Origin of the sequence: Caballeronia sp. LZ016, assembly GCF_031450805.1 — a bacterium.
Classification (GTDB): Bacteria; Pseudomonadota; Gammaproteobacteria; order Burkholderiales; family Burkholderiaceae; genus Caballeronia.
This window is the reverse complement of sequence record NZ_JARTVY010000001.1, coordinates 1449540-1474047: the sequence shown is the minus strand read 5'-3', so window position 1 is coordinate 1474047 and position 24508 is coordinate 1449540. Positions and strand designations below refer to the sequence as shown.

General features: G+C 58.9%; 20 protein-coding genes. 10 read left to right on the top strand and 10 right to left on the bottom strand.

Translation table 11 applies throughout. The features are described 5' to 3' along the window. Positions 1-239 precede the first annotated feature (239 nt). The 3 genes from P9220_RS07060 to P9220_RS07050 are packed head-to-tail and all read left to right on the top strand — an operon-like array spanning position 240 to position 2406. Entirely contained in the window at positions 240-1115 is an 876-nt protein-coding gene (locus P9220_RS07060; RefSeq protein ID WP_309765411.1) for a hydroxymethylpyrimidine/phosphomethylpyrimidine kinase, read from the top strand. A gap of 56 nt (positions 1116-1171) precedes the next feature. Further along, a complete protein-coding gene (locus tag P9220_RS07055; protein ID WP_309764194.1) occupies positions 1172-1948 on the top strand; it encodes a DUF72 domain-containing protein in 777 nt (258 codons plus the stop codon). 23 nt (positions 1949-1971) lie between these two features. Further along, a complete protein-coding gene (locus P9220_RS07050; protein ID WP_309764193.1) occupies positions 1972-2406 on the top strand; it encodes a hypothetical protein in 435 nt (144 codons plus the stop codon). A gap of 110 nt (positions 2407-2516) precedes the next feature. Here the strand turns inward: P9220_RS07050 and groL are convergent, their stop codons facing one another. From groL to P9220_RS07035, 3 genes are all read right to left on the bottom strand, one after another. Beyond that, the gene (gene groL, locus P9220_RS07045; RefSeq protein WP_309764192.1) at positions 2517-4157 is read right to left on the bottom strand and encodes a chaperonin GroEL; all 1641 of its coding nucleotides are present in this window, start codon (positions 4155-4157) and stop codon (positions 2517-2519) included. A 78-nt stretch (positions 4158-4235) separates the two neighbouring features. Beyond that, complete coding sequence (gene groES, locus P9220_RS07040) at positions 4236-4529, bottom strand: co-chaperone GroES (protein ID WP_159836846.1); 294 nt, start codon at positions 4527-4529, stop codon at positions 4236-4238. Between the two features lie 669 nt (positions 4530-5198). Further along, complete coding sequence (locus P9220_RS07035; protein WP_309764191.1) at positions 5199-6158, bottom strand: LysR family transcriptional regulator; 960 nt, start codon at positions 6156-6158, stop codon at positions 5199-5201. A 119-nt stretch (positions 6159-6277) separates the two neighbouring features. Here P9220_RS07035 and P9220_RS07030 point away from each other — a divergent pair, with 119 nt between their 5' ends. The 7 genes from P9220_RS07030 (at position 6278) to P9220_RS07000 (ending at position 17809) form a co-directional block, all read left to right on the top strand. Beyond that, positions 6278-7444 carry a mandelate racemase/muconate lactonizing enzyme family protein gene (locus tag P9220_RS07030; RefSeq protein WP_309764190.1) on the top strand — a complete coding sequence of 389 codons (1167 nt, stop codon included), beginning with the start codon at positions 6278-6280 and terminating at the stop codon, positions 7442-7444. A 157-nt stretch (positions 7445-7601) separates the two neighbouring features. After that, positions 7602-8960, top strand: coding sequence for a C4-dicarboxylate transporter DctA (gene dctA / locus P9220_RS07025; protein WP_309764189.1), 1359 nt, complete (start codon positions 7602-7604; stop codon positions 8958-8960). Positions 8961-9036: 76 nt separating this feature from the next. Continuing rightward, positions 9037-11340 carry an NADP-dependent malic enzyme gene (locus P9220_RS07020; protein ID WP_309764188.1) on the top strand — a complete coding sequence of 768 codons (2304 nt, stop codon included), beginning with the start codon at positions 9037-9039 and terminating at the stop codon, positions 11338-11340. A gap of 1073 nt (positions 11341-12413) precedes the next feature. Beyond that, a complete protein-coding gene (locus P9220_RS07015; RefSeq protein ID WP_309765410.1) occupies positions 12414-12701 on the top strand; it encodes a hypothetical protein in 288 nt (95 codons plus the stop codon). Between the two features lie 480 nt (positions 12702-13181). Further along, positions 13182-13388 carry a hypothetical protein gene (locus P9220_RS07010; protein ID WP_309765409.1) on the top strand — a complete coding sequence of 69 codons (207 nt, stop codon included), beginning with the start codon at positions 13182-13184 and terminating at the stop codon, positions 13386-13388. A gap of 881 nt (positions 13389-14269) precedes the next feature. Then, the gene (locus tag P9220_RS07005) at positions 14270-14665 is read left to right on the top strand and encodes a type II toxin-antitoxin system HicB family antitoxin (protein WP_309764187.1); all 396 of its coding nucleotides are present in this window, start codon (positions 14270-14272) and stop codon (positions 14663-14665) included. A 498-nt stretch (positions 14666-15163) separates the two neighbouring features. Next, on the top strand, positions 15164-17809 hold the full coding sequence (locus P9220_RS07000) for a PAS domain S-box protein (protein WP_309764186.1): 2646 nt from the start codon (positions 15164-15166) through the stop codon (positions 17807-17809). 399 nt (positions 17810-18208) lie between these two features. Here the strand turns inward: P9220_RS07000 and P9220_RS06995 are convergent, their stop codons facing one another. From P9220_RS06995 to P9220_RS06965, 7 genes are all read right to left on the bottom strand, one after another. Then, a complete protein-coding gene (locus tag P9220_RS06995; RefSeq protein ID WP_309764185.1) occupies positions 18209-18835 on the bottom strand; it encodes a tyrosine-type recombinase/integrase in 627 nt (208 codons plus the stop codon). A 298-nt stretch (positions 18836-19133) separates the two neighbouring features. Continuing rightward, positions 19134-19937, bottom strand: coding sequence for a transglutaminase family protein (locus tag P9220_RS06990; RefSeq protein ID WP_309764184.1), 804 nt, complete (start codon positions 19935-19937; stop codon positions 19134-19136). A 236-nt stretch (positions 19938-20173) separates the two neighbouring features. Further along, the gene (locus P9220_RS06985; protein WP_244818713.1) at positions 20174-20413 is read right to left on the bottom strand and encodes a hypothetical protein; all 240 of its coding nucleotides are present in this window, start codon (positions 20411-20413) and stop codon (positions 20174-20176) included. A gap of 356 nt (positions 20414-20769) precedes the next feature. Next, complete coding sequence (locus tag P9220_RS06980; RefSeq protein ID WP_244818733.1) at positions 20770-20985, bottom strand: hypothetical protein; 216 nt, start codon at positions 20983-20985, stop codon at positions 20770-20772. Next, complete coding sequence (locus tag P9220_RS06975; protein ID WP_309764183.1) at positions 20954-21364, bottom strand: hypothetical protein; 411 nt, start codon at positions 21362-21364, stop codon at positions 20954-20956. The genes P9220_RS06980 and P9220_RS06975 overlap by 32 nt, the downstream gene beginning before the upstream one ends. 1223 nt (positions 21365-22587) lie before the next feature. Then, positions 22588-22710 (bottom strand): hypothetical protein, encoded by a 123-nt coding sequence (locus P9220_RS06970; RefSeq protein WP_309764182.1) that lies wholly within the window; start codon positions 22708-22710, stop codon positions 22588-22590. A 770-nt stretch (positions 22711-23480) separates the two neighbouring features. Further along, positions 23481-23684 carry a cold-shock protein gene (locus P9220_RS06965; RefSeq protein WP_309764181.1) on the bottom strand — a complete coding sequence of 68 codons (204 nt, stop codon included), beginning with the start codon at positions 23682-23684 and terminating at the stop codon, positions 23481-23483. Positions 23685-24508 lie beyond the last annotated feature (824 nt).

The following is a 24508-nucleotide window of genomic DNA, read 5'->3' as shown; positions in this document are numbered from 1 at the left end:
TGGTACCGTGTTGCCGGGTGGATGCCTAGCAAGGCGCCCGCCCGCCGCCGTTCACCCGAATAGCGGGACCGCCGCGCGCCGTCCGGCAGAAAATGCATCGCTCCGGGCGACAGGCGGGCGACAATAGGCCGCATAATCGAATCTCACGGGGTGGCGCGCACCATAACAACGCATTCCACGACCCGATCCGTCCCAATCATGCCAATCGTGCTAATCAATTCAACATGTCCGCTTTTGCCATGACCGGCGATTCACCACCGATCGTTCTGACTTTCGGCCTTTCGGACCCGACGGGCGGCTCCGGCATTCAGGCCGACATGCTGACGCTCGCGAGCATGGGCTGCCACGGCGCCACCGTTCTGACGGGCTATGCGGTGCGGGACTCCGCCACCTGCGATGAAGTGACCGGTCTCGATCCCGACACCGTCGCCACGCAGGCGCGCATGTTGCTCGAGGATATGCCGGTCGCCGCGTTCAAGATCGGCGCGGCGACGCGGGCGGAAGTCGTTTCGGCTATCGCGGAAGTGGTATCCGACTACGACGACGTCCCGCTGATCCTCGCGCCCGATTTCACGCTCGACGACGAACACGTGCTGTCCGCCGACGAGTTGCGCGAATCGCTCGCCGATCTGCTCGTGCCGCAAACGACCATGCTGATCGCCGATCACGCCACGCTCTTGCAGCTCGCCCAGCCCGACAGCGACGCGGAAGCGCCGACGCTCGATTCCGCCATCTCTCATATTCTGTCGCAAGGCTGCGAATATGTTCTGGCGATGGAAACGGGCACGCATCGGCACGTGAACACGCTCTATAGCGAGGAAGGCCAGGTGCGGCAGGACCTGTGGGATCGCGGGCTGAATCGCGTGATGGGGCTGACGGATACGTTGGGCGCAGCTGTCGCGGCGCTGCTGGCGAACGGCCAGGAGCCGGCAGAAGCCGCCCGCGAGGCGCAGGAATACGTGTTTCAGGCGGCGCGCGCGGCGTTTCGACCGGGGATGGGCGCGTATTTGCCGGACCGGTTCTTCTGGGCGCGCTCCAACGACGCGGAAGACGAAAGCGACACATCCGCGCTGCCCGACGAATCGGCCGGGCTGCCGGGAGAAGCGCGGCACTGAAAAGAAGCGGTGAATCGAGGTAGCCGGAGACCACATCAGGGAGGCTTCGCGAACGCATGCCGTATCGATTGCCCCATTTGCACAAGCCCGGGCCGCAAGGCGCGATTCGCATTGGCTGCGCGGGCTGGTCACTGACGAGCGCGGTCTCCGCGAGTTTCCCCGGCGAAGGCTCGCACCTCGAACGCTACGGGCGCGTGCTTACCTGCGTCGAAATCAATTCCAGCTTCTACAAGCCGCATCGTGAGCAAACGTACGAGAAGTGGGCGCAAAGCGTGCCGGAATCGTTTCGCTTCTCGGTGAAGCTGCCAAAGGCGATTACCCACGACGCTCGGCTCGTCGAAACGCAGGCCCTCATCGATGATTTCCTGCTCGCCGCCGGCCGGCTCGGCGACAAGCTCGGCTGCTGGCTCACGCAACTGCCGCCGAGCCTGCCGTTCGAGCACGATCTGGCCGACGCGTTCTTCGGCGCGCTGCGCGAGCGCACGAAATTGCCGGTGGCGTGCGAGGCGCGGCATCCGACGTGGTTCACCGCGGACGCGGCGGCGCTTCTGAAAGCGCATCACATCGCTTATGTCGACGCCGATCCGATTCCCGATGACTGCGAGATCAAGCATCGCGCGGACGCATCGCTCGTCTATGTTCGGCTGCACGGGTCGCCCGAGCTCTACAAGTCTTCCTACGACTACACGTACCTCGACCATCTCGCGCATACCCTGCATGCCCGCGCAAAGAAAAGCGCCGAAGTCTGGTGCATCTTCGACAACACCACGCTAGGCAACGCGCAGCCCAATGCGCTGCATCTGATGGAACGGTTGCGGATTCATCATCGCTGAACTCATCGACAGGAGCATGCCCGATGCACAAACCGGCACGACGGATCGCACGCCTCGTTGAGGCCACGATGTTCGCTTCGCTGCTTCATATCGCGTTGCCGGTTCAGGCGCAGACCGCCGCGCCGCCGCCTCCACCCGCGACTCCGGCAGGCGACGGCACTTTCCTGCTGACCATCTTCCTGAAGCACGATCAGTCGAAGCCGCTGCCGAAAATCAACGAACAGTTGAAGGAGCAAGGCTTCTTCAAGACGTTCCCGCCGCCGGGAATCGAAGTGGTGTCGTGGTACGTGATGATGGGCATCGGTCAGGTGGTCACGCTGCGCGTGCCCGCCGAGCGGCTGCGCGAAGTGAATCGCGCCATCGAAACGACTGCGTGGGGTGGATACACCACCGAGTTCTATCCGACCTACGACTACAAAGCGGCCGCGCAGAACTTGCGTGAGCAGATGAACAAGTAAGACCGCGTTCTCGATAGACGAAAAAAACCCGCATTGCTGCGGGTTTTCTTTTGGCATGACGCGAGCCTCTTTCGAAGCTCGCGTCGATGTAACCTGGCTTTGACGCCGAGTTACATATCCATGCCCATGCCGCCCATGCCGCCGGGCATGCCGCCAGGCATCGGAGCATCTTCCTTCGGCAGTTCGGCGACGGCTGCGTCGGTCGTCAGCAGCAGGCCTGCCACCGATGCCGCGTTTTGCAGCGCCGTGCGCGTTACCTTGGTCGGGTCGACGACACCGGCTTCCACCAGGTCACCGTACTCGCCGGTTGCCGCGTTGTAGCCGTAGTTGCCCGAACCCTGAGCAACAGCCGCCACCACGACAGATGCCTCTTCGCCGCCGTTCGTGACGATCTGGCGCAGCGGCTCTTCCATTGCACGCAGGACGATCTTGATACCTGCGTCCTGATCGGCGTTCGCGCCCTTCAGGCCGTCGATCGCACGGCGAGCACGGATCAGCGCGACACCGCCGCCCGCCACGATGCCTTCTTCCACGGCTGCACGCGTTGCGTGCAGTGCGTCTTCGACACGTGCCTTCTTTTCCTTCATTTCGACTTCGGTCGCAGCACCGACCTTGATCACCGCAACGCCGCCGGCCAGCTTGGCCACGCGCTCTTGCAGCTTTTCACGGTCGTAGTCCGAGGTCGCTTCTTCGATCTGCTTGCGCACTTGCTTCACGCGAGCTTCGATGTTCACTGCTTCGCCAGCGCCGTCGATGATCGTCGTGTTTTCCTTGCCCACTTCGATGCGCTTCGCCTGGCCCAGTTCAGCCAGCGTCGCCTTCTCGAGCGTCAGGCCGGTTTCTTCAGCGATGACCTGACCGCCGGTCAGGATCGCGATGTCTTCCAGCATGGCCTTGCGACGGTCGCCGAAGCCCGGAGCCTTGACGGCGACGGTCTTCAAAATGCCGCGGATGTTGTTGACGACCAGCGTAGCCAGCGCTTCGCCTTCGACGTCTTCAGCGATGATCAGCAGCGGACGGCCAGCCTTCGCGACTTGTTCCAGCACCGGCAGCAGATCGCGGATGTTGGAGACCTTCTTGTCGTGCAGCAGCACGAACGGGTTTTCCAGAACGGCGACTTGCTTGTCCGGGTTGTTGATGAAGTACGGCGACAGGTAGCCGCGGTCGAACTGCATGCCTTCGACGACGTCCAGCTCGTCTTGCAGCGACTTGCCGTCTTCGACGGTGATGACGCCTTCCTTGCCGACCTTGTCCATCGCTTCAGCGATGCGCTCGCCGATCGACGTGTCGCTGTTTGCAGAGATCGAGCCGACTTGCGCGATTTCCTTGTTCGTCGTGCAGGGCTTGCTGATCTTGCGCAGTTCTTCGATTGCCGCGGCAACCGCCTTGTCGATACCGCGCTTCAGGTCCATCGGGTTCATGCCCGATGCGACGTACTTCATGCCTTCGCGAACGATGGATTGCGCCAGGACCGTAGCGGTCGTGGTTCCGTCGCCGGCGTTGTCGCTGGTCTTGGAAGCCACTTCCTTGACCATCTGCGCGCCCATGTTCTGGAGCTTGTCCTTCAGCTCGATTTCCTTCGCGACCGAGACACCGTCCTTGGTGACCGTCGGGCCGCCGAACGAACGCTCAAGCACGACATTGCGGCCCTTCGGGCCCAGCGTGACCTTGACCGCGTTGGCCAGGATGTTCACGCCTTCGACCATCTTGGCGCGTGCGGAATCGCCAAAAGTAACTTCTTTAGCTGCCATATCCAGACTCCTTGATTCGGTTCAGTGTGCCGGCCTCGCCGCCCAGTCGGCGCGATGCCCGGCTAACAGGAAGGATGCTTACTTGTTGACCAGGACGGCCATGATGTCCTCTTCGCGCATGACGAGCAGTTCCTGCCCGTCGACCTTGACGGTCTGGCCGGCGTACTTGCCGAAAAGCACGCGGTCGCCCACCTTCACGTCGAGGGCGTTTTGCGTGCCCTTGTCATCGCGCTTGCCCGGGCCGACGGCCAGGACTTCGCCTTGATCCGGCTTCTCTGCCGCTGCTTCCGGGATCACGATGCCCGATGCGGTCTTGGTTTCCTGGTCCAGACGTTTGACGATGACGCGATCGTGCAAAGGACGAAGGTTCATACACACTCCTCTCTAGATTGAGACTGAAAACGCGGGAAAGCCCGTCTTTCGGGGCAGAACCCTTCGGACGGAAATCTTGTTAGCACTCTCGTGCAGTGAGTGCCAATTATATGGACCGCATTTGACAATTTCAAGGAGGCGAGGGACGGGAATCCCGGATGTCGAAGTTCACCCTACATTGAACGACGTTCGTCGAGCGTTGAACCGCTAAACCGCGAGCACCCGTTACTTACGGCGCAAGATCTTTCGCAAGATCAGCGGCTTAAGATGGTGGGACGCGACTCCCAGCCTAGGCCGTCACTGCGTCCGGACCCGCTGAAGAACCAAAATGAACCGACTCGCCCACGCGAAAAGTTGTTCCTTCAAAGTTAGGTGTTTACCCTTCCTCGAGCCGTCTCATCCGTTGACGTTTGCCATCAAAGATATGAAGGTAATTCCAACGCAGTCGGCCTCATTCGAGAATTGGGAGCGTCATGATGTGCGGATTCGATGGATCGAACGTCGCTACGCGACCCAACTCCGCCACTCGTTACTTTCTATCGCCGGCGTCTCGTAGCGGCGAACTTAGGTCATTCGGGCGTCGACTCTTCGCTGGTGTCAGGGCTGACCGAAAGCAACGTTTTAAGTAAGACGCTTGCGAGCGTTCCAGGCGACCTTGCTTCCAACTCATCAAGCGCGGCTCCGCTTCTTTCGCTCCCGCGGCTCCGCGCCGGTGTCCACCGGAGTGAACGGTGCCTGAAATCGACTCACGAGGAAATCAATGAAGGCGCGCGCGCGCGCTGTTTGATTCTTCTGCCTCGGGTAATAGACGAATAAGTCGGCCGACGGTAGAACGGAGTTAGGCAGCACAAGCTGGAGACGCCCGCTCTGCACATACTTGGCTAGGTCCCATTCAGAGCGTATCAATATCCCGTGTCCTTCAAGCGCCCATCGAAGTACGATGTCGCCGTCGTTACTCGACAAGGCCCCTTTAACCTTGATGGCCTCGGTGTGGTCATTCACGATATAGCGCCAGACGCCATACGCGTCGTCATTCTGGCGGTGGATGATGCAACGATGCTGGGCTAGGTCTTCGACGCGCTCGGGTGTGCCGTACTTCTCAAGGTATTTTGGCGAGGCACAAAGAAAGCGACGATTGCTCATAATTCTTCGCGCGCTCAAGCGAGTGTCTGGAAGTTCGCCGAATCGTATCGCCATATCGAACGCACCCTCAACAAGATCGACTGGACGGTCCGTAACCTCAAACTGAATTTCGACGCTGGGAAAGCGTTTTGCGAATTCCGAGACCAACGGCGCGATTGTTGTCCGGCCAAAGCCTAGCGTCGCATTGATGCGCAAAAGCCCTTGAGGATCGCCTTTCGTTCCTGAGATTGCTTCCTCCATCTCCCGGACCTGCCCAACTATCTGCGTTGCATAGCGAAGGTAAGTTTCGCCTTCAGGCGTGAGACTCACGCTCCGCGTAGTTCGATTTACCAGTCGTACACCGAGTCGCTGTTCAATGACGCCGAGCCTCTTCGTCGCAGCTGGCGGCGACAGATCGAGCGCTCGGGCGGCACCGGACATGCTCCTGAGTTTCGCCAGAAGAATAAAAAACTCGAAATCTGTCGCTGTCTGCGTTTCAGTATTCACTGGAATTGAAAAGTGATATGAACAGAAGTGCAGTCTAGCAGCCTTTTTCGCGGTTAAGCTACGTCCCATGATGCAGCCAATGAGTCGCAACAACCTCGTAAAACTCTGGAGACGAAGCCGTGAGAATCGTTGAAATTCGCGAAAAGACCGTTCCGATCAGTTCCCCGATCCGTAATGCCTATATTGACTTCAGCAAGATGACGCTGAGTCTGGTTGCCGTCATCACCGACGTGATTCGGGACGGCAAGCCGGTGGTCGGCTACGGCTTCAACTCCAACGGCCGGTACGGGCAGGGCAAGCTCATGCGTGAGCGGTTCATCCCTCGCATCCTCGAAGCCGATCCCGCCTCGCTGGTCAATGACGCTGGTGACAACCTCGATCCCCACAAGATCTGGGCGACAATGTTCACGAACGAAAAGCCCGGTGGTCACGGCGAGCGTTCGGTTGCCATTGGCACCATCGACATGGCAATCTGGGATGCAGTCGCAAAGATCGAAGGCAAGCCGCTCTTCCAGTTGCTGGCGGATCGCTACGGCAATGGCCAACCGGATCGCAAGATTTTCGTGTACGCGGCGGGCGGCTATTACTATCCGGGCCAGGACCACGAGAGGCTGAAAGACGAGATGCGCAGCTACATCGACCGCGGCTACACCGTGGTGAAGAAAAAGATTGGCGGCGCATCGCTCGATGAAGATCTTCGCCGCATCGACTCGATTCTCAGCGTGCTGCAAGACGGCCAGAAGCTTGCCGTCGATGCCAACGGTCGCTTTGATCTGGACACAGCAATCCAGTACGCGAAGGCGCTCTCGCAATACGACCTGTTCTGGTACGAGGAACCGGGCGATCCGCTCGACTTTGAGCTGCAAGCCACGCTGCGCAACTACTACGACAAGCCGATGGCGACGGGCGAAGACCTGTTCTCGATGCAGGACGCGCGTAACTTGATCCGCTATGGCGGCATGCGCCCCGACCGCGACTGGTTGCAATTCGACTGCGCGCTGAGCTACGGCCTGGTGGAGTATTTGCGCACATTGGACATGCTGCGTCAGCACGGCTGGTCGCCGAGCCGCTGCATCCCCCACGGCGGTCACCAGATGTCGCTGAACATCGCCGCTGGCCTCGGCTTGGGCGGAAATGAGTCGTATCCGGACCTGTTCCAACCGTACGGCGGCTTCCCCGACGGAGTCAAGGTCGAGAACGGATACATTACGATGCCGGACCTGCCGGGTATCGGCTTCGAGGGGAAGTCGGATCTCATCGCCGAGATGCGCAAACTCTCGGATTAAACACTCAGCGGTATCGAGGCATCGACGGTTTCGTCGATGCCTCGCCTATAAAAACACAAACACAGGCGACACGCGGCCGTGCTCACCACAGCGGACTACCCCGCTGCGGCTGTTCGTTCGCACTCCACAAAAAAGACGCCAGTCATAGGAGACAGACATGCTGGTATCGAAAGTTAGGAAGACGCTCTCGAAGCTCTATGTGCAGGTTCTTATCGGGATCATCGCCGGTATTCTGCTGGGCCACTTTTATCCGGACATTAGCTCTCAACTCAAGCCTCTTGGAGACTTATTCATCAAGTTGATCCGAATGCTGCTCGCACCGATCATCTTCGCGTCGGTGGTGGTTGGCATTGCCCGCATGAACGATCTTCATGAGGCGGGCCGCGTTGGGGTTAAGGCCGTGCTTTACTTCGAAGTCGCATCGACGATCGCACTCCTCGTCGGCATGGTTGTCGTGAATGTCTTCAAACCTGGTGTCGGCATGAACGTCGATCCGTCGCACATCGACGGGTCTGCGATCTCAACCTACACCACTGCAGCGAAGCAACATGGCATGCTCGACTTTTTCATGAGCATTGTGCCAAACAGCATCGTTGGCGCGTTCGCCAACGGCGAGATACTGCCCATCATTTTCTTCTCGCTGCTGCTTGCCATTTCTCTTGCCAAGTTGGGGCCTCGGACTGCACCGTTCGTCGACATGCTCGACATGTTCCTTCAGGGCATGTTCGGTGTGGTGCGGATTGTTATGTACGTCGCACCTATCGGGGCGTTCGGCGGCATGGCCTTCACCATAGCAAAGTACGGCATTGGCACATTGGCTTCCTTTGGCCAATTGATGTTGTGCCTCTATCTGACGTCGATCTTCTTCGTGGTTGTGATCCTCGGGCTTGTCATGAGGATGTGCGGACTGTCGCTCTTTAAATTCCTTCGCTATATCAAGGACGAGATCCTGATCACGCTCGGCACGGCCTCCACGGAAGCGGTACTTCCGCAGATGCTGATCAAGATGGAACGGATGGGGTGCTCCCGACCGGTTGTTGGAATGGTGCTGCCGACCGGCTACACCTTCAATGCTGACGGAACGGCAATTTATCTCACGATGGCGGCCCTGTTCATCGCGCAGGCGATGAATGTGCATCTGACGATCTGGGATCAGTTGCTTGTTCTTGGTGTGCTGCTGCTCACCTCGAAAGGCTCGGCGGGGGTCGCGGGTGCTGGATTCGTTGCACTGGCTGCCACGCTCGCGTCGATGCACAAAATACCGGTCGAAGGTTTGGTCTTGCTTCTCGGGGTTGATCGCTTTCTCAACGAAGCTCGGGCGGTGACCAACCTGATCGGCAACGGTGTTGCAACTGTGGTGGTCGCGCGCTGGGAAGGACAGCTCGATATGAATACCGCGCGTGCAGTGCTTAATCGTACGAACGTAGACGAATTCGAAGATCTGCAGCCGATCGACCCTCCCGCCATTGCATCCGCATCGACCGGTGATGCATCCGTGCGGTCGAACGCTCATTGAGCCTCCACAACATCCTTGTGCAGAGTGGCAGTGGCCCTTAGGCGACTGCCAACTTCTTTTTTAGAGCATTGCCGAAATGACCACGCAAACGGACAAAGAAGGTTTTCGCGAAGCCGCGCTCAATTATCATGAGTTTCCGACGCCGGGAAAGCTCGCTGTCGTGCCGACCAAGCAAATGATCAATCAGCGCGACCTCTCGCTCGCGTACTCGCCGGGCGTCGCGTTCGCGTGCGAGGCGATTGTCGAGAATCCGCTGAACGCCGCGCGCTTCACTGCGCGCAGCAACCTGGTGGGCGTCGTGTCGAACGGCACAGCCGTGCTCGGACTCGGCAATATCGGGCCGTTAGCCTCCAAGCCAGTGATGGAAGGCAAGGCCGTGCTCTTCAAGAAGTTCGCCGGTATCGACGTCTTCGACATCGAGCTAAACGAAAGCGATCCGCACAAGCTGGTCGACGTGATCGCCGCGCTCGAGCCGACTTTCGGCGGCATCAATCTGGAAGACATCAAGGCGCCGGACTGCTTCATCGTCGAACGCGAATGCCGCAAGCGCATGAAGATTCCCGTCTTCCACGACGATCAGCACGGCACGGCTATCGTCGTGGCGGCGGCGATCACGAACGGTCTGAAGGTAGTCGGCAAGAACATCGGCGAAGTGAAGCTCGTCGCGTCGGGCGCGGGCGCGGCGGCGCTGGCCTGCCTGAACCTGCTCGTCGATCTCGGCATGAAGCGCGAGAACATCTTCGTGACGGATCTGGCCGGCGTGGTCTACAAGGGCCGCACGGAACTGATGGATCTGGACAAAGAACTGTTCGCGCGCGAAACCAATGCGCGCACGCTCGCCGAAGTGATGGAGGGGGCGGATGTGTTCCTCGGGCTTTCGGCCGGCGGCGTGCTCAAGCAGGACATGGTCAAGCAGATGGCCGCGAAGCCGCTGATTCTCGCGCTCGCCAATCCGACGCCGGAAATCCTGCCGGAACTCGCCCTCGAAGTGCGCCCGGACGCCGTGTTTGCCACGGGCCGCGCAGATTATCCGAACCAAGTAAATAACGTTCTCTGCTTTCCTTTCATCTTCCGCGGTGCGCTCGACGCGGGCGCGACGACGATCACGAAGGAGATGGAAACAGCAGCGGTGAACGCGATCGCCGAACTCGCCCGTCAGGAGCAAAGCGACATTGTTGCCACGGCCTATGGCATTCAGGATCTGTCGTTCGGCCCGGGATATCTGATTCCGAAGCCTTTCGATCCGCGTCTCATCGTGAAGATCGCGCCGGCCGTTGCAAAGGCGGCGATGGACAGCGGCGTAGCTATGCGTCCCATCGAAGACATGAAAGCGTACGAGCAGCACTTGCAGCAGTTCGTCTACCACAGCGGCACTACGATGAAGCCCGCGTTTCAACTCGCGCGCAGCGTCGAGCCCGAGAAGAAGCGCATCGTGTTCGCGGAGGGCGAGGAAGAGCGCGTGCTGCGCGCGGTGCAGATCGCCGTCGATGAAAAGATCGCGAAGCCGATTCTCATCGGGCGTCCGGCGGTCATCCAGCAGCGCATTCAGAAATTCGGCCTGCGTCTCGCGCCGGGCGTCGATTTCTCCGTCGTCGATACGGACCATGACGAACGCTATCGCGATTTCTGGCAGACCTATTACTCGATGATGGCGCGCAAGGGCATCAGCCAGCAGATGGCGAAGCTCGAAATGCGCCGCCGCACGACGCTGATCGGCTCGATGCTCGTCAAGAAGGGCGAAGCGGACGGCATGATCTGCGGCACGGTGAGCACGACGCATCGTCACCTGCACTTCATCGATCAGGTCATCGGCAAGAAGGAAGGCTGCAACGTGTACGCGGCGATGAACGCGCTCGTGCTGCCCGGCCGCCAGACTTTCATCGTCGATACCCACGTCAACGTCGATCCGACTCCGGAGCAACTCGCCGAAATCACGATTCTCGCGGCGGAGGAAGTGAAGCGTTTCGGCATCGTGCCGAAGATCGCGCTCTTGTCGCATTCGAACTTCGGCACGAGCAACGCGCCGACCGCGCAGAAGATGCGCGACGTGCTCGCGATCCTCAAGGAACGCGCGCCCGATCTCGACGTGGATGGCGAAATGCACGGCGACGTGGCGCTGGACGGGCGTCTGCGCAAGGAAGTGCTGCCGGAATCGACGCTCGAAGGCGACGCGAACCTGCTGATCCTGCCGAATGTCGACGCGGCGAACATCTCGTACAACCTGCTGAAGACGGCGGCGGGAAGCGGCATCGCGATCGGGCCGATCCTGCTCGGCGCGGCAAAGCCGGTTCACGTGCTAACAGCGTCGGCGACCGTGCGGCGCATCGTCAACATGACGGCGCTTCTCGTGGCGGACACTGCGGCGTCCGACGTGGCTTAACTTGCGCTCAGTTCCAGCCATACCGAGGGTCGAGGCTGGGCCTCGCCCCCTCAAAAAGATCTGCACATACAGACCTCTGAATTGTGCACCGCACGGCTGTCGGCGATGATCCGAGTGCATATGCCGTCTATTGCCAACAACGCCGCAGCCCATGTAGGTCGCGCGGTACCGGCCCCGATACCGCGCTTTCAAATTAATTAAGTCTCGCTGGCCGGAAGCGACGCGCTTCGCAACCTCCGCTCCGAACTCCTTCGCCACCGTGGCCCAGGCGCGGCGTCTAACGACGGCCACGCCTCTTCGCTTCCTGCGCTGTGTCGTTCGCTTGTACGATTGGCAATCCCATCCGTCGGCTTCGAAGCAGTTGCTGACGTTTGAATGACCGCACTTTGTCGAGGCTAGATGTCTGCTTGTGGCCGGCTCCCGCCCTACGTTGGCCGACTGGAGCCGAACCCATAGCCATCTTCCGCGCGGCCCGTTCCGCAATGGCCGCAACTGGCAGTCCAACGGGCGCACAGAGTTGCTCTTACATTGCCATCGAAAGGTCCCGCAGACTTCACATTAAGCCAGTGCGACTGCGCCTCCCTTCGTCCTCCGAAATTCCTGTACATCGGTTGCAGAAGGTGTACAGTGGGTTCTGTTGCGACGCGGCGTTAGCGGTGGCAACCAGCCTGGAGACCCGTCGAGACAAACGCTTGGAAAAACTTGGGCGTGCGTCAAGGTCGGAGCGTTTAATGAACACCACCGAGATTTAACGACCCAGCGGCTTTGTTCAGCGTGCTTTGTTCTCTCCGGCCTGCGAGACGGAATTAGTTTGCCGGGGCCAGCAATACGCCGATCGCGGCCTGACCGGCAACTTGAGCTACTAAGTATTCCCGGCGACCCGGCCCTCGCGCCTCTATGTGCCGTCCCCTTGCTCTAAGCATAAACGTTGTTGCCGCCTTTGACGCGAAGTCACATTAAGACATCGTGACTGCAATTTTTCCCGTGAATTGCGAAACCACGGCACTGGATCATTCACCGCATAGAGCCTCCCGTCGACTCAAGTGTGTGGTGATGAACGCCCTTTGGAGAAAATCGTGCCCCTCACCCCTCGCATCTATAAGGGCTTCGAACTGCATCCTCTAGTGTTTGAACGCACCTTTGCAACGTTTGATCGACATTCTCGCTATGCCGAAGGCTATGACGTCGCCGTGCGCTTGTGCCGTCGGGAACCGGACGGCGCAGCCGGCGCGAGCCGAGTGTTCCAACTCGCGCTGACGGTCCCCTTTTCGGACTTCGGTGCAGCCCGGCGGGCGGCGTGGACGCGAGGCGAAAACATCATCGACGGCAAAATCGACGGCGCGGACGTTAGCGACCTTTGAATCCTGGCTGGCCGCGCCGTGCAATACGTATAGCGCCTCGGTGCCGACTTGGTTAGGTATTGTGGATAGACTTCCCGGACGGAGGGGAACGCAGTCCGATCGCCTGCGAGGAACACAGAAGGCTCCTGTCGATGCGCTTCCTAATGAAGGCGGCGCCGGTTAGCGTTTAGCGGAGGCGGGCGAGTCCGCGGCGAATTATCTGAGCGCATAGGCCATCTCAAATACGGCGACTTTCAAGGCGCCCGTTGTGTCCGTCGCCGGAGACGAGAATCGATCACTTCTGCGTCTCCGACGCCGGGCATTGCGCATACACCTGGTCTGACATTGCAGGGCGAGACGATGAGCGGTGTCTGGTACGTCAGGCTGAAGAGCTCTTCACGGATGACGACAGACGTCGAGCTAGATTGAGCTGTCCGTCTATCTTCTGAGCCGCCGTGAACCAGTTTCCAGGCAAAGTACGAAGTTTTATGGGTGAACATCATGATCGATGAACAGGTAAATGCCGAAGAGCTGGTGGAAAGCAGGAGGAACAGGCAGGCGGCAGCGAATGCGAACGATGATGGCATGGCGTTGTCCGATGATGGCGACAAGCGGCTGGCCGCGACAAAGCAAGGTGGTCCTTTCAGGAAATGGCTTGGACATATACGGCAATGGTTAGCCACTCAAACTAGCTCTATGCGACCGTGAACGCGGCGGTGCCCATGAGGTTTCACTTCTTGCTGAAACCGCCGCTAAGTATCGACGACGAGGAAAGCTCCCAGGGGCGACGGCCGTATTCACGAGTATGTCGGCGGCTAGCGTCTCGTTGGTCGCATGCTCCAGGCACGAACCGCGTGTCCTTTAACCAGCTCTGCGGTACGTCTCATATGACGCAGATGACACTCCGCAATCGGTGGGTAATACACCTAACTGATTGCCTTATGCAAATGTTCCGGTCCGGATGGCAGATCTCGCGCTACCACTCTTCCAACTCACCGTGGGACTGTTACCAGTATGCCGATCTGCAATCGACGATGGCTCGTCCCGTTAGTCATGGCGGTTTTTCGACGAACATCACGGTTAGCCTGATCGCGTGACCGGCGTCCGGGGATTGGACTATCGCCGGGAGCGGAAGTCCTAGCGACAGCGATCTTTACGCTGTCTCGTCTGCCGACGCCCGGCGCCCGGCGCCCGGACACACCTCTCACCAAAGCGCATACCCAGACACCTTGCCAGTACAGTGTCAGTCGGTACCAGTATCTCACCGAGCAGCACCACGCCGGTGAACGTTGTTTTGCATCACGATTTAATTTGCTTTCAGCAGGCATTGAGCGCATCGTGAGAGGCCAAGATAAGCATTCTCGAGCGTCTCATCAACGGGTCCGCATTGGGTTGATTGACGGGCATCCATTCCAACGCAGTGACGGCGTGGCCTTGAGCAACGGTTCTCGATGCGGCATTTCCGCCACCAAGGTGGCCGCCATCGACCCGCCCAGTGTGATAAGGCGACGACCTCTTTAGTGGGAAAGTCGCTGCGGCCGACCGAACTATGACACCGGTCGATTGCGGCGGTCCCGATGGAGCAGGACATGCAATATCCGCTATATGTGCACCGTGACGGCAGTAACGGTTTCCGCGCTAGCTTCGCTGATCTACCGTTAGCCTTCGCTCGTGGCGCTACGCTCGAAGAACTCCGGTCAAACGCCCAAAGCGCGGTGGAACTGGCGTACGACCGCAGCGAGCAGCTCATACCTGGTCCGACCGGCAGCGTGTCGGAACTCCAATCATTAGCAATGGACGATGGAAACGGCATTTGGATGTATGTCGAGATCAACCTAGTCAAGGTCACATCTAAGGCTGTAAGCGTGCAGTTCAGCCTGCCTGACACACTCTTGCGCCAAGTCGATGCGTGCGCGAAAAGGCGCAGTTTGACGCGCTCGGCGTTCTTTGCCCTTGCTGCTGCTCGCGAGGTTGGGGATTGCTAAAAAGGGCTCGACGTGTCCCCGATGATTCGAGAAGTATCCAAACACAGCATCGTGGTCCGATAAAGGCCTCGGTCGCTGCGGCATCCTTCGTCGAGGAGAACATTATTGCGGCGCACGGTCCTCATTGGCATGGTGTCGGCTCCATCCAGCAACCCCTCAGCTTCACACTTGCCTGAACGGAAGCCAGTGCGGCAGGCTCTACTGAACCAGCGCCTTCCGTACCGGCAAGAAAGCATGCCGGAAGAGTTTCGCTTCGCCACCGGAAAGGTCACAACGTTCGTGCGTACCTAGCGACTCTCGTGCACTCCCAACCGCCGTCACCGGGGTTTGGCTTGACATTAAATTGATGTCCTAACCTCATGAACTCAGACCTGGTTCGGATTTCGTCAGCGGGCACTACCTAGATGCAGGTTGCCGGCAACGCAGCAAGTCTCTGCAAACGTCGTTCGTTGCCTCGGTTGCAGCGAGTCGACGGCCGCTGCAGGTATTTTGGAGCGCATGTATATGCCGATCCCCCGAGTCATCGATTCTATTTCGCTGCTGGTGTGGACCGTTGACAGCACCGGTGAACTCACTGACATAAATCGATGGGCACGGCTCTATAGTGGCCTAGGGCTTACCGAGGCGGGCTCGTGGTACCAGTTGTTGGCGTTGGACGACGTGGCGGCGGTCGAGTCCGCTTTGTTCACACTCAGCCGCGACCGGCTTGGACTAGACGTCCACGCGCGTTTGCGCCGGCACGATGGCGAATTACGGTGGCATTGCCTGCACTTGCAGTTGGCCGATGGTGCCGAAGGGACGAATGCAACGGTTTCAGTCGTTGCTGTTGACGTCCACGAGTGCAAACTGGCGTGGCAACTCTACGAACAAAGCGAAGCGCGGTTGCTGTCGGCTTTTGAGGCGGCCCAGATCGGCGCATGGGAATGGGACCTTGGAACGGGCACAGCCCGCGTAACGCCTGTCGTCTGCCGCCTGTACAACATTGAGGAGGCGGAGCGGACAGTGCCGCTCAGTCTGCTTTGGCAAAAGGTGCGTTCGGATGACCGTGAACGATTCTCGGACGAGGTCACTGCCGGGATCGCACGAGGCGCCCCCTTCGAAGTGGACTTCCCGATTTCCACCGATAGTGGCGCGACGAAGTGGTTACGGATGCGTGCTCACGCTCAAGCGCAATCGGAGTCCGCTGGTTCGCTGGTCTTTGGGGTGACCTTCGACATTTCGACCGTCCGCGCGGCGGAGGCAAGCGTTCGTCAAAGCGAGCGGCGCTACCGTGAGTTGGCGCGAGCGGCCGGTGCGCTGGTTTGGTCCGCCGACGCCAACGGAGAAATGCAGCCCATCGAGGGCGAGTGGGAATCTTTCACTGGCTTACCGACCGACCGCCTTGTTGGGCACGGATGGATGGACCTTGTGCATCCTGCGGACCGCGATAGTCTCAGCAAGACATGGCGACAGGCGCTGCGTGAGCTCGGACCGCGCGACACCACTTTCCGGATGCGCAGGCAGGATGGCGCATATCGGACGATGTACGCGAGGGCTGTGCCGTTATGCGATGAACGCGGCGGGCTGCACGAATGGTTCGGCACGACCATTGATGTTACCGAGCGGCGCCGAGCTCAAGCGATCAGCGACGCGCGCAACATTCGGCTGGCGGTGGCGACCAAGGCTGCAAGCATAACGATCGTCACGCTCGATCTCGGAAGTTATGTCCTTTCCATCGAAGCGCCAAGCCGAGGTGGGTCCGTGGCAAGTCCGACGTCGAACACGGAAATGTCCTACGCCGACGCGATGGCCCACGTTCGCGCGGAAGATCGACCGGTGCTCGAACAAGCGATTACGCGGCTGACGGCGAACCAGGAGGATTCCGTCAGCTTCGAAGTGCGCGTGCTTGTTTCCGGAGAGGAGCACTGGATGAACGGGAGCGCCGCGCTTCAACGGGGACAGGACGGTAGCGCTGATGTCATCGTTGCCAGCGTGTCCGACACAAGTGCGCGAAAACGCATGGAGCTCGCCCTGCTTGACGCAGATCGGCGTAAAGACGAATTTCTGGCCATGCTTGCCCATGAACTGCGGAACCCTCTCGCTCCACTTAGGACCGTAGTAACGCTACTTCGCCGCGGTTCATCCGCAGGCGATCCTCAAGAACTGATAGCGACCATGGATCGGCAGATCAGCCACTTGACCAGGCTCGTCGACGACCTCCTTGAGGTTTCGCGCATCACCCAAGGTCGTATTGTTTTGAAACGCGAGCCAATCTTGATCGGCACAGTCGTCTATGGCGCTGTGGAATCGGTCGCGCCCCAAGTGCAAGAGCAAAAGCAGACTTTGACCGTCGATGTTCCTAGAGACACCGTCTGGGTCTGCGGAGATGCGACCCGTATGGCGCAAATCCTCGTCAACATCTTAAACAATGCTTGCAAATACACGCCGGAAGGAGGACGCATTGGGATCCACGCATCGGCGGACCAGGAATTCGTCAGCGTCGTAATCGCAGACACTGGCGCGGGCATCTCGCCCGACCTGCTTCCCAGGATCTTCGACCTGTTTTCGCAGGGCGAGCGCACCCTTGATCGAGCAAAGGGCGGCCTGGGCATCGGCCTATCCTTGGTGCGCAAGCTAGTCAAAATGCACGAGGGCTCCATTCATATCGAAAGCGCCGGACCAGGAAGGGGCACTACCGTCACGCTACGTTTCCCACGAATGAGCCCGCAGGTGCAGCCGTCACACGCCACTGAAACACGAGACGCATCTGCGCACCGACCGGTCTCCCTTCGTATTTTGATTGTGGACGACAACCGGGACGCGGCGGATTCGCTCTCGCTGGTTTGCGAGGCGGAGGGCCACTTGAGCTGCGTATGCTATGCATCCAACGAAGCGTTGGAGCGGTCGTCGAGCTTTAACGCCGACGTAGCTTTGCTTGATATTGGTCTGCCCGAGATGGACGGTTATGAGTTGGCGGGGCGTCTTCGCAGCAAAGGGCAGAAGACACCCGTTTTGATTGCGATCACCGGCTACGGCCAGGCCGAAGACCGTTTGAAAGCGCAGACAGCAGGATTCGATCATCACTTCGTCAAGCCGGTCGACATCAACGCCCTACTCCTCTTGCTGCAAACATGCGGGCCAAAAACAAACTCGCAGCCGAACTGACGGGGCGGTTTTTTTCGGTACAACGGTACAACGATATGGGTATGAATAAGACGCTTGTCCGAAAGGCTTTTCGTAAGCGACTTGGCGAGGCCAGTTCCTCATTCCTACGCGCGTGGGGCATGAGGGTGATTGCGTGGGGGAACTCTGTAGATCACTGGGGATCGTGCCGATGACCATCCAAGTCTGTCCAATGTATGGCGATCTTGAGACTGAGCGAGCGAGCCGATTGTCATCTTAACCGCAATTCCCACTTCGGTTCCCGCTAAAAAATTTGGTGAGAACCACATTACCTCTACTCACCGCCGGCAAGAGAACGGTCGAGATGAGGCGCTTACGGTCGAGGCCGCGAGCGAACGTCTCTTCGTGGCCGACAAGCGCACGCTCGCCGGCCACCGGCGATCACACTTCGGTTTGTTCAGCCATTTCCAGTGCATCGTCTACCTGGATCCCGAGGTACCGCACGGTGCTTTCAATTCTTGCATGGCCCAAAAGCAACTGCACCGCGCGCAAGTTCTTGGTGCGTCGATACATCAACGACGCTTTCGTTCGACGCAGGGTGTGCGTACCGTAAGCGGTGTCATCGAGACCGATCGACGCGACCCACCGATGAACGATGCGCGCATACTGGCGCGTCGACACGTGCGCTGAGGCATGCAGTCGACTTGGAAACAAATAGTCGGCAGGCTTCAATCGCCGCGCCGAAATCCAAGCGGAGACACTCTGACGAGTCTGCTCTGTGATTTCGAACTGCACTGGTCGATGCGTTTTCTGCTGCATGAAAGTCGCGCGCCCTACAACGTGACCTCCGATGCAGACGTCCTGCACCTGCAAGCGCGTCAGATCGCACGCTCGAAGCTTACTGTCGATCGCGAGATTGAACATCGCCAACTCGCGAGCGTTGGATGACATCTGCAGCTTCGTTCGAATTGCCCAGATCTCTCGAAGCTTCGGCGGAGGCTTCTGGCCGGTCAGCCTCCCCTTGTTCCACGGCACCCGACGAGCGCCGGAAGAATTAAGCGGTTCCATAACAATCTCCTCTTCAACGAAGGGAGATCGATTTTGCGCTTGAGATGTGGTCAATGTTCGGCCCCGATCGACCGGTCAGCAAATTGCGGTCAGTGAGTCGGATTTCCGACCCACCAGGGCACTCACCCTTCTCCAAAGCGGCCGCTGGAGATACCTCAATGCTTTGAACAGTCTCACGCGTCGGGCCGCAACGCTCAGCTCCACTCAATAGACCCTTCGCTCCGAACCGCGACATTGCCGCGATGCATCTTATCCGTACATTACCGCGCCGGCTCAGTCTCCGAGGGGCGTGGCTCGGTCATTCCTGGTCGCAGTGCACCTTGAAGTGCGTTAGCACGGCGGCCCCGAATGCATTGCTGATTGCTACATCGGCGGCATCGCGCCCGTATGCCATCAAAACACGTCCAATACGCGGCGCGTTGTTTCGCGGATCGAACGTCTGCCAGCTACCGCCTACGTACGCTTCAAACCATCCCGCAAAATCCATCGGTGCCGTAACGGGCGGCAAGCCGACATCGCTGATATAGCCCGTACAATAGCGCGCCGGAATATTCATGGCCCGGCATAGGGTGACGCCTAGGTGCGCGAAATCACGGCAGACGCCTTTTCGTTCGCGGTACACGTCCCACGCAGTTTTAGTCGGCCGCGCGTGCCCGTAATCAAATTCGATGTGTTGGTGCACAAAGTCGCAGATTGCAAGAACAGTCTCGCGACCCGGCGCGCACTGGCCGAAAATCTGCCACGCGATCTCGACGAGTAGATCGGTTTCGCAATAGCGGCTGCCCAATAGAAAAGTCAGCGTATTGTCGGGCAACTGCTCGACCGGATGGGCCCACCCCTCGGTGGGCCGCGTCTCCATGGAATCTGACACATTCAGCAGCGCTGTGGTGCTCAATGCCACACGTCCGACAGGTGCCACGATTCGACTGCATAGGTTGCCGAACAAATCGCGATATTGCCTTATCGGCACCGGCGGATCGGCGACGAGGAGATCCGCCACAACGACATCTTCGGCATGCGAAAAATGCGTGTTCAGCATCAGCATCATCGGCGTGGGCTGCAGGCACTCGTACGACAGTTCGTATCCGACGCGAAGTTTCATAGATCCAGGATCCTCCGTGATTCGCTGATTGCAGGTGCCGTTGGGGCGGGTATTCAGAGAAGCATTACGGCACAAGGCAATAAGGGTGCTTCCCACTACCGGGCTCATGCTCTCGGCAAAAGACAGTTGCCTACTGTCGTTGCTGAGCGGAATCCTGGAACGGCGCTTTCTTGCCGGTTTAGGCGCGGTCCACCAACAAATTACTGCGTGTAGTGGGTCGGGAAACAAACATGCAGTCAATCGACGGGACCGAGTAACACGTCGATTGCAGCTTGGCCGGCAATTTCGGCCACCAGATAGGCCCAACGCTCAGTGAAAGGTCCGTTGCGCAACGGGATGCGGCCTCCCCGCGCACCGAGCACTTCTAGGTTCGTGGTGCCTCTTATCTGAAAGGTCACGTCAAAGGTGTTTTCGTCAGCAGCCGAAGTCAGTTCGATCTGAATTTCGAAGCCGCGGTATGCGATCGTTCGGTGCATGAAAGCCTCCCTTTCGTCTTCGGACACTAACATGAGTCAGCATCAGATGGTCTACGCAACCTTTGGGATAGTAGTCATGCATGCGCCACCACGCGTACTCAAATATCTACATACAGGAACCTTCAGGACCGCACTACCGATTCCATGAATGCTTCTTGACCACTTCGACGAATCTCGCGCGCGGGCAACTTCTTCATCGGCTGTTGGGGTGGTCACAACGATAACCGGAAAGTCTGTACCGGTGCGTTAGCGCATTTGTTGAACGACCTCGAAGCCGTCGAGGAATGGCCGGCAACCAGCGCAGACCGACGGCACGGCGCAGTGTGCCGCCGTAAGGGGCGCGCGGGCCGCTCGCATCAACCGAAGCGTGTCGCAAGCCACTCTTGCGCCCACTTGGTCGCAAATTCGACGGCATCTGCGCGAAGGTCGAAGCCCCCGAGGTCACCGCTAATAAACACGTCGGTCAGGCTGCCATCCGCGGCGTTACCGCTGATGCGTGCGTGCGCCATGTACTCTCCGTCTGCCCTTCGAGGCGTCGGGTCAATGCGAAAGCTCGTCGGACTCGTTTGCATGATCTTCAACTGTTCTATCGACCTGTTTGAAAGGCTGGGGCGCTTGGGTCGTTGCATCCTGCTGGGTCGCTGCTTCCCGCACGCGATGGTTTGTTTGCGCGCCGAAAAACGCGCGGCTCGTTGGGCAAGTGTCGATCACTTGCTCTGCATACGCCGTGCAGGCGCGCCGTGCATCGCCCGCGCTCTGGTACCCGCTTTGGGCGGGGAGCCTGAACACGCAACTGCGCGACTGACCGTCTTCCGCTTCCGGCTCTTTAATACGCACGGCGGCATCGAATCCGTCCTCATAGTTGTGACCGTGACCGGACAAGGTCGGTTGGCGTGGAAAGACGAGCGGATAGATTTCCAGCCCACGATATAAGCGGAAATTGACTGTCATGAGTGAGCCCTCGCGCCGTTCAGGCGCCAAAGTAGACTGTGTGCAAAGCAGCTTCGGTAGTACTCAGAGATTGATCGGGTTGCACGGCCTCCGATGCACGACGGACTTCGGTAGTATCGTCGAAGGACTGCTGGAACCCAAAGCGGCATTCGGTCCAGCCTGCACGTCCCATCCTACCCGCTTCAGAGACTTTGTATAGCTAACTTTGAGCGCACAACTTGGGCTGATGTTGAAAGGAAGCGCGCCATACCAGTAAGCCGCCTTTGATTTGAAACGTCACGTCATACATGTTTTCGGCTGACACCGCCAGGCTGACGTGGCGAAGCCGCGGAATGGAATGATCCGGTACATAGGCGCTCCATTGGGAGAGACAGGCGCCTCTTCGGACTTACGAAGAATGCTTAAGTAAGCCCGTTAATTCAGCTGCCACCGGATCAAACCATAGCCAGGCGCCCGACGTACTCTGCAGATTACCTGCTTACCAGTTGGGCACGTCACCGAATCGGTTGCGCCCGGGAAGGATACGATCTACGTGACTCCGCTTGGCAAAAGGCTATCGCTAATCGACTGCCACGCTCGTCTGACGGATCCCGAACCACCCCGCTATCCGCCAACCTCGATCGACCGTTCCTTATGAGCTTCCGAGACAGTGAATGTTCCGCTACGGTTTCTGCGCGTTCACGGAACTCACCCTGTCTGAACGCAAACTCCGGATGCAACGGACGTGCGCCCCGTCGAGATGGCATGCCGCAGCCCGAGCAGCCTGCATTGTCGTGAAACGGTGCCGCCAGCTGACGTCGGCAACTGCCGAACAACTACGGAGACTACCTCTGGGAATAGCCCTCTCGCCACAACGTGGCACCGACGGCCACCAGAACTTGGGCGTCTCCTTCCTCTAGACGATCCCACGCCGACGCCAGCCACTGCGCGAGTCCGTTGCACGCGTCATTCAACGTGACGTAGTCTCTTCCCTCAACGTTGAACTGCTCAAAGGTAGCGAGTACGTTTTCTTCTGTCGCCATGTCAATCCTCAGGGTGTGTCCCCACTCGACGAGCATAGCCGCGAGTTGCTTGAAATATACTGGACTATCCGCGCGCACTTCGCGCGCGCCTCCGTACAGGCTTTACTGCACGGGCCTATCACGGATGTAGTCCAGTGTGGTGTGGTGACTGCCACCGGGCGCGAGCTCGAGCGATGCATATGATGTCGATAGCGCCGGCCTTCAACTGTCGTCGGTCGTACGCGCCGGCGAAACGTAGATCGATTTCGAAAAAAGCGTCTCACCGCCCATCGATCGATCGAGTACACCGATCGCTCGGTTCAGCAGGCCGATCTCGGCGCCCATGCTACGCGCTTCACGCATATAGAAGTTCACAGCATCGAGTCCGTCAATGGTGCAGGCGTCGCCTAGCGGTTGCCCCGGCCACCGAGCGAGAAGTACTGGATCCACCTCGGGCCCGTAGCTGTCCCTACGCGATAAAGTGCACCCGGTGCCAATGTGGACCACTTCGCTCCGAGCACGATCTGCGTGGAACTGCGGAAGTGTCGAAAGAAACTCTAGTAAAGGATACATTTGCCCTCCGGGGCCTGTGCCTGCGATAGGTTGGTGGGATCATTCAGCGCGTTGCAACGGTGGGGACACCGATCATGCAGTCGCTAGGAGTACAGACGTTGTCGACCCAACGCTATCGCCCGCTTTGCAGGAGTCGCTCTGCTTTAATCCTTGAAGGCCGAAAGGGCAATCGTTGATGAGGTCGCAGACTGCGGCAGACCCGCTCATAGCCACGCTCCCTTGATCGCTAGCGATGACATGTGGGCTGGCGCTGGCTCTGTTCAGCCGCCGAAACGGTCGCGTATATCGACTTATAGCAGACCGCCGTAGTACGGCGCGTTACCTTGCCGGCAAACAGCTATGACCCGACGATCCCATCACCGGTAGTCGACCCCCGATTCCCGGGAAAGAGATGACTGGCAGGACGAGCTCACTATATGGTCTGACGCATCGGACCGAGAGGTTCCGTTAAAGCGCGCCGAAGCGATCGCGGCAAGTCGCGCCGCGCCGGTGTCGACTGTACCGACAGAAAAAGGGCCGGTAGACCGGCCCTTGAAACTGCGTTACCGCGGCGAGATATTCGCGGCTTGCATGCCTTTCGGGCCGCGCTTTGTCTCGTAGCTTACTTTCTGATTTTCCGCGAGCGTCTTGAAGCCGTCGCCTTTAACTTCCGAGAAGTGAGCAAAAAGATCGTCCCCACCAGCATCAGGGGTGATGAAACCGAAGCCCTTGCTATCGTTGAACCACTTAACTGTACCGGTATCCATTAGAATTCCTTGAAAAAATGAGAGCTCGCGTGCGGAGCGACAAAAACTTCAAGGAAGAAGAGAGGACAACGAGTACCGCGCCGAGGACGCGGATAATGGTGATCAGCAATCGAGCTTCTTGAATATTTCATTTTTCACAATATAGGGCTGGCGTGGCCTTGTCAATGCTTTTCTGGTCGATTCTCAGTGGAACTGTGGCGGTAATTGCGCCCTCATGACGAAGCGATTATCAATCGCCTCTTGACATGCGGAAGCCGGCCGTGAGCCGTTGCAGCCCCAAGCCGTAACGCCGACGCACGTGCCGTTGCGGCAATCGTCCCGCCGAAAAGCATGATGGTTGTAGCTCGGACGGTTGACCAGTTGACCACTCAGCTCGTTAAGCCGTTTAGGCGTCTCCTAGAGGTCTTCGTACGAATCTCTAGGTTCGCGTTCCCGTGTTTCCCGCGGAATGCTGTCGTTGTTGTTCTCGTTAGCGAGATACAAGATGAGCCATGCACCAAGGACCAACATAATGACCGTCATCGCTATCATTGATGCACCTTTCAGTAGTTGCCGTGCCGGCGTCACACTTCCCACGCTGAGAGCCATGGGACCAGCAGGCCTCTTAGCAACGCCAAGTCAAACATGATGCGAGGCACCTACCAAAGCCCTGCGCAGCTTTCGTCTCGCTTGTTTCGGTGGCATTCCGCAAAGCCAAGCAGATGAGCTGGCATTGGGACGATGAGCGCTAGGACTGCGACTGCGACACGCAATTCAGGTCGGTCGTGGTCATCGCCTAGGCACTCGGCGGTAGCGTACTTATTTCATTGCCCGTACGACAACCT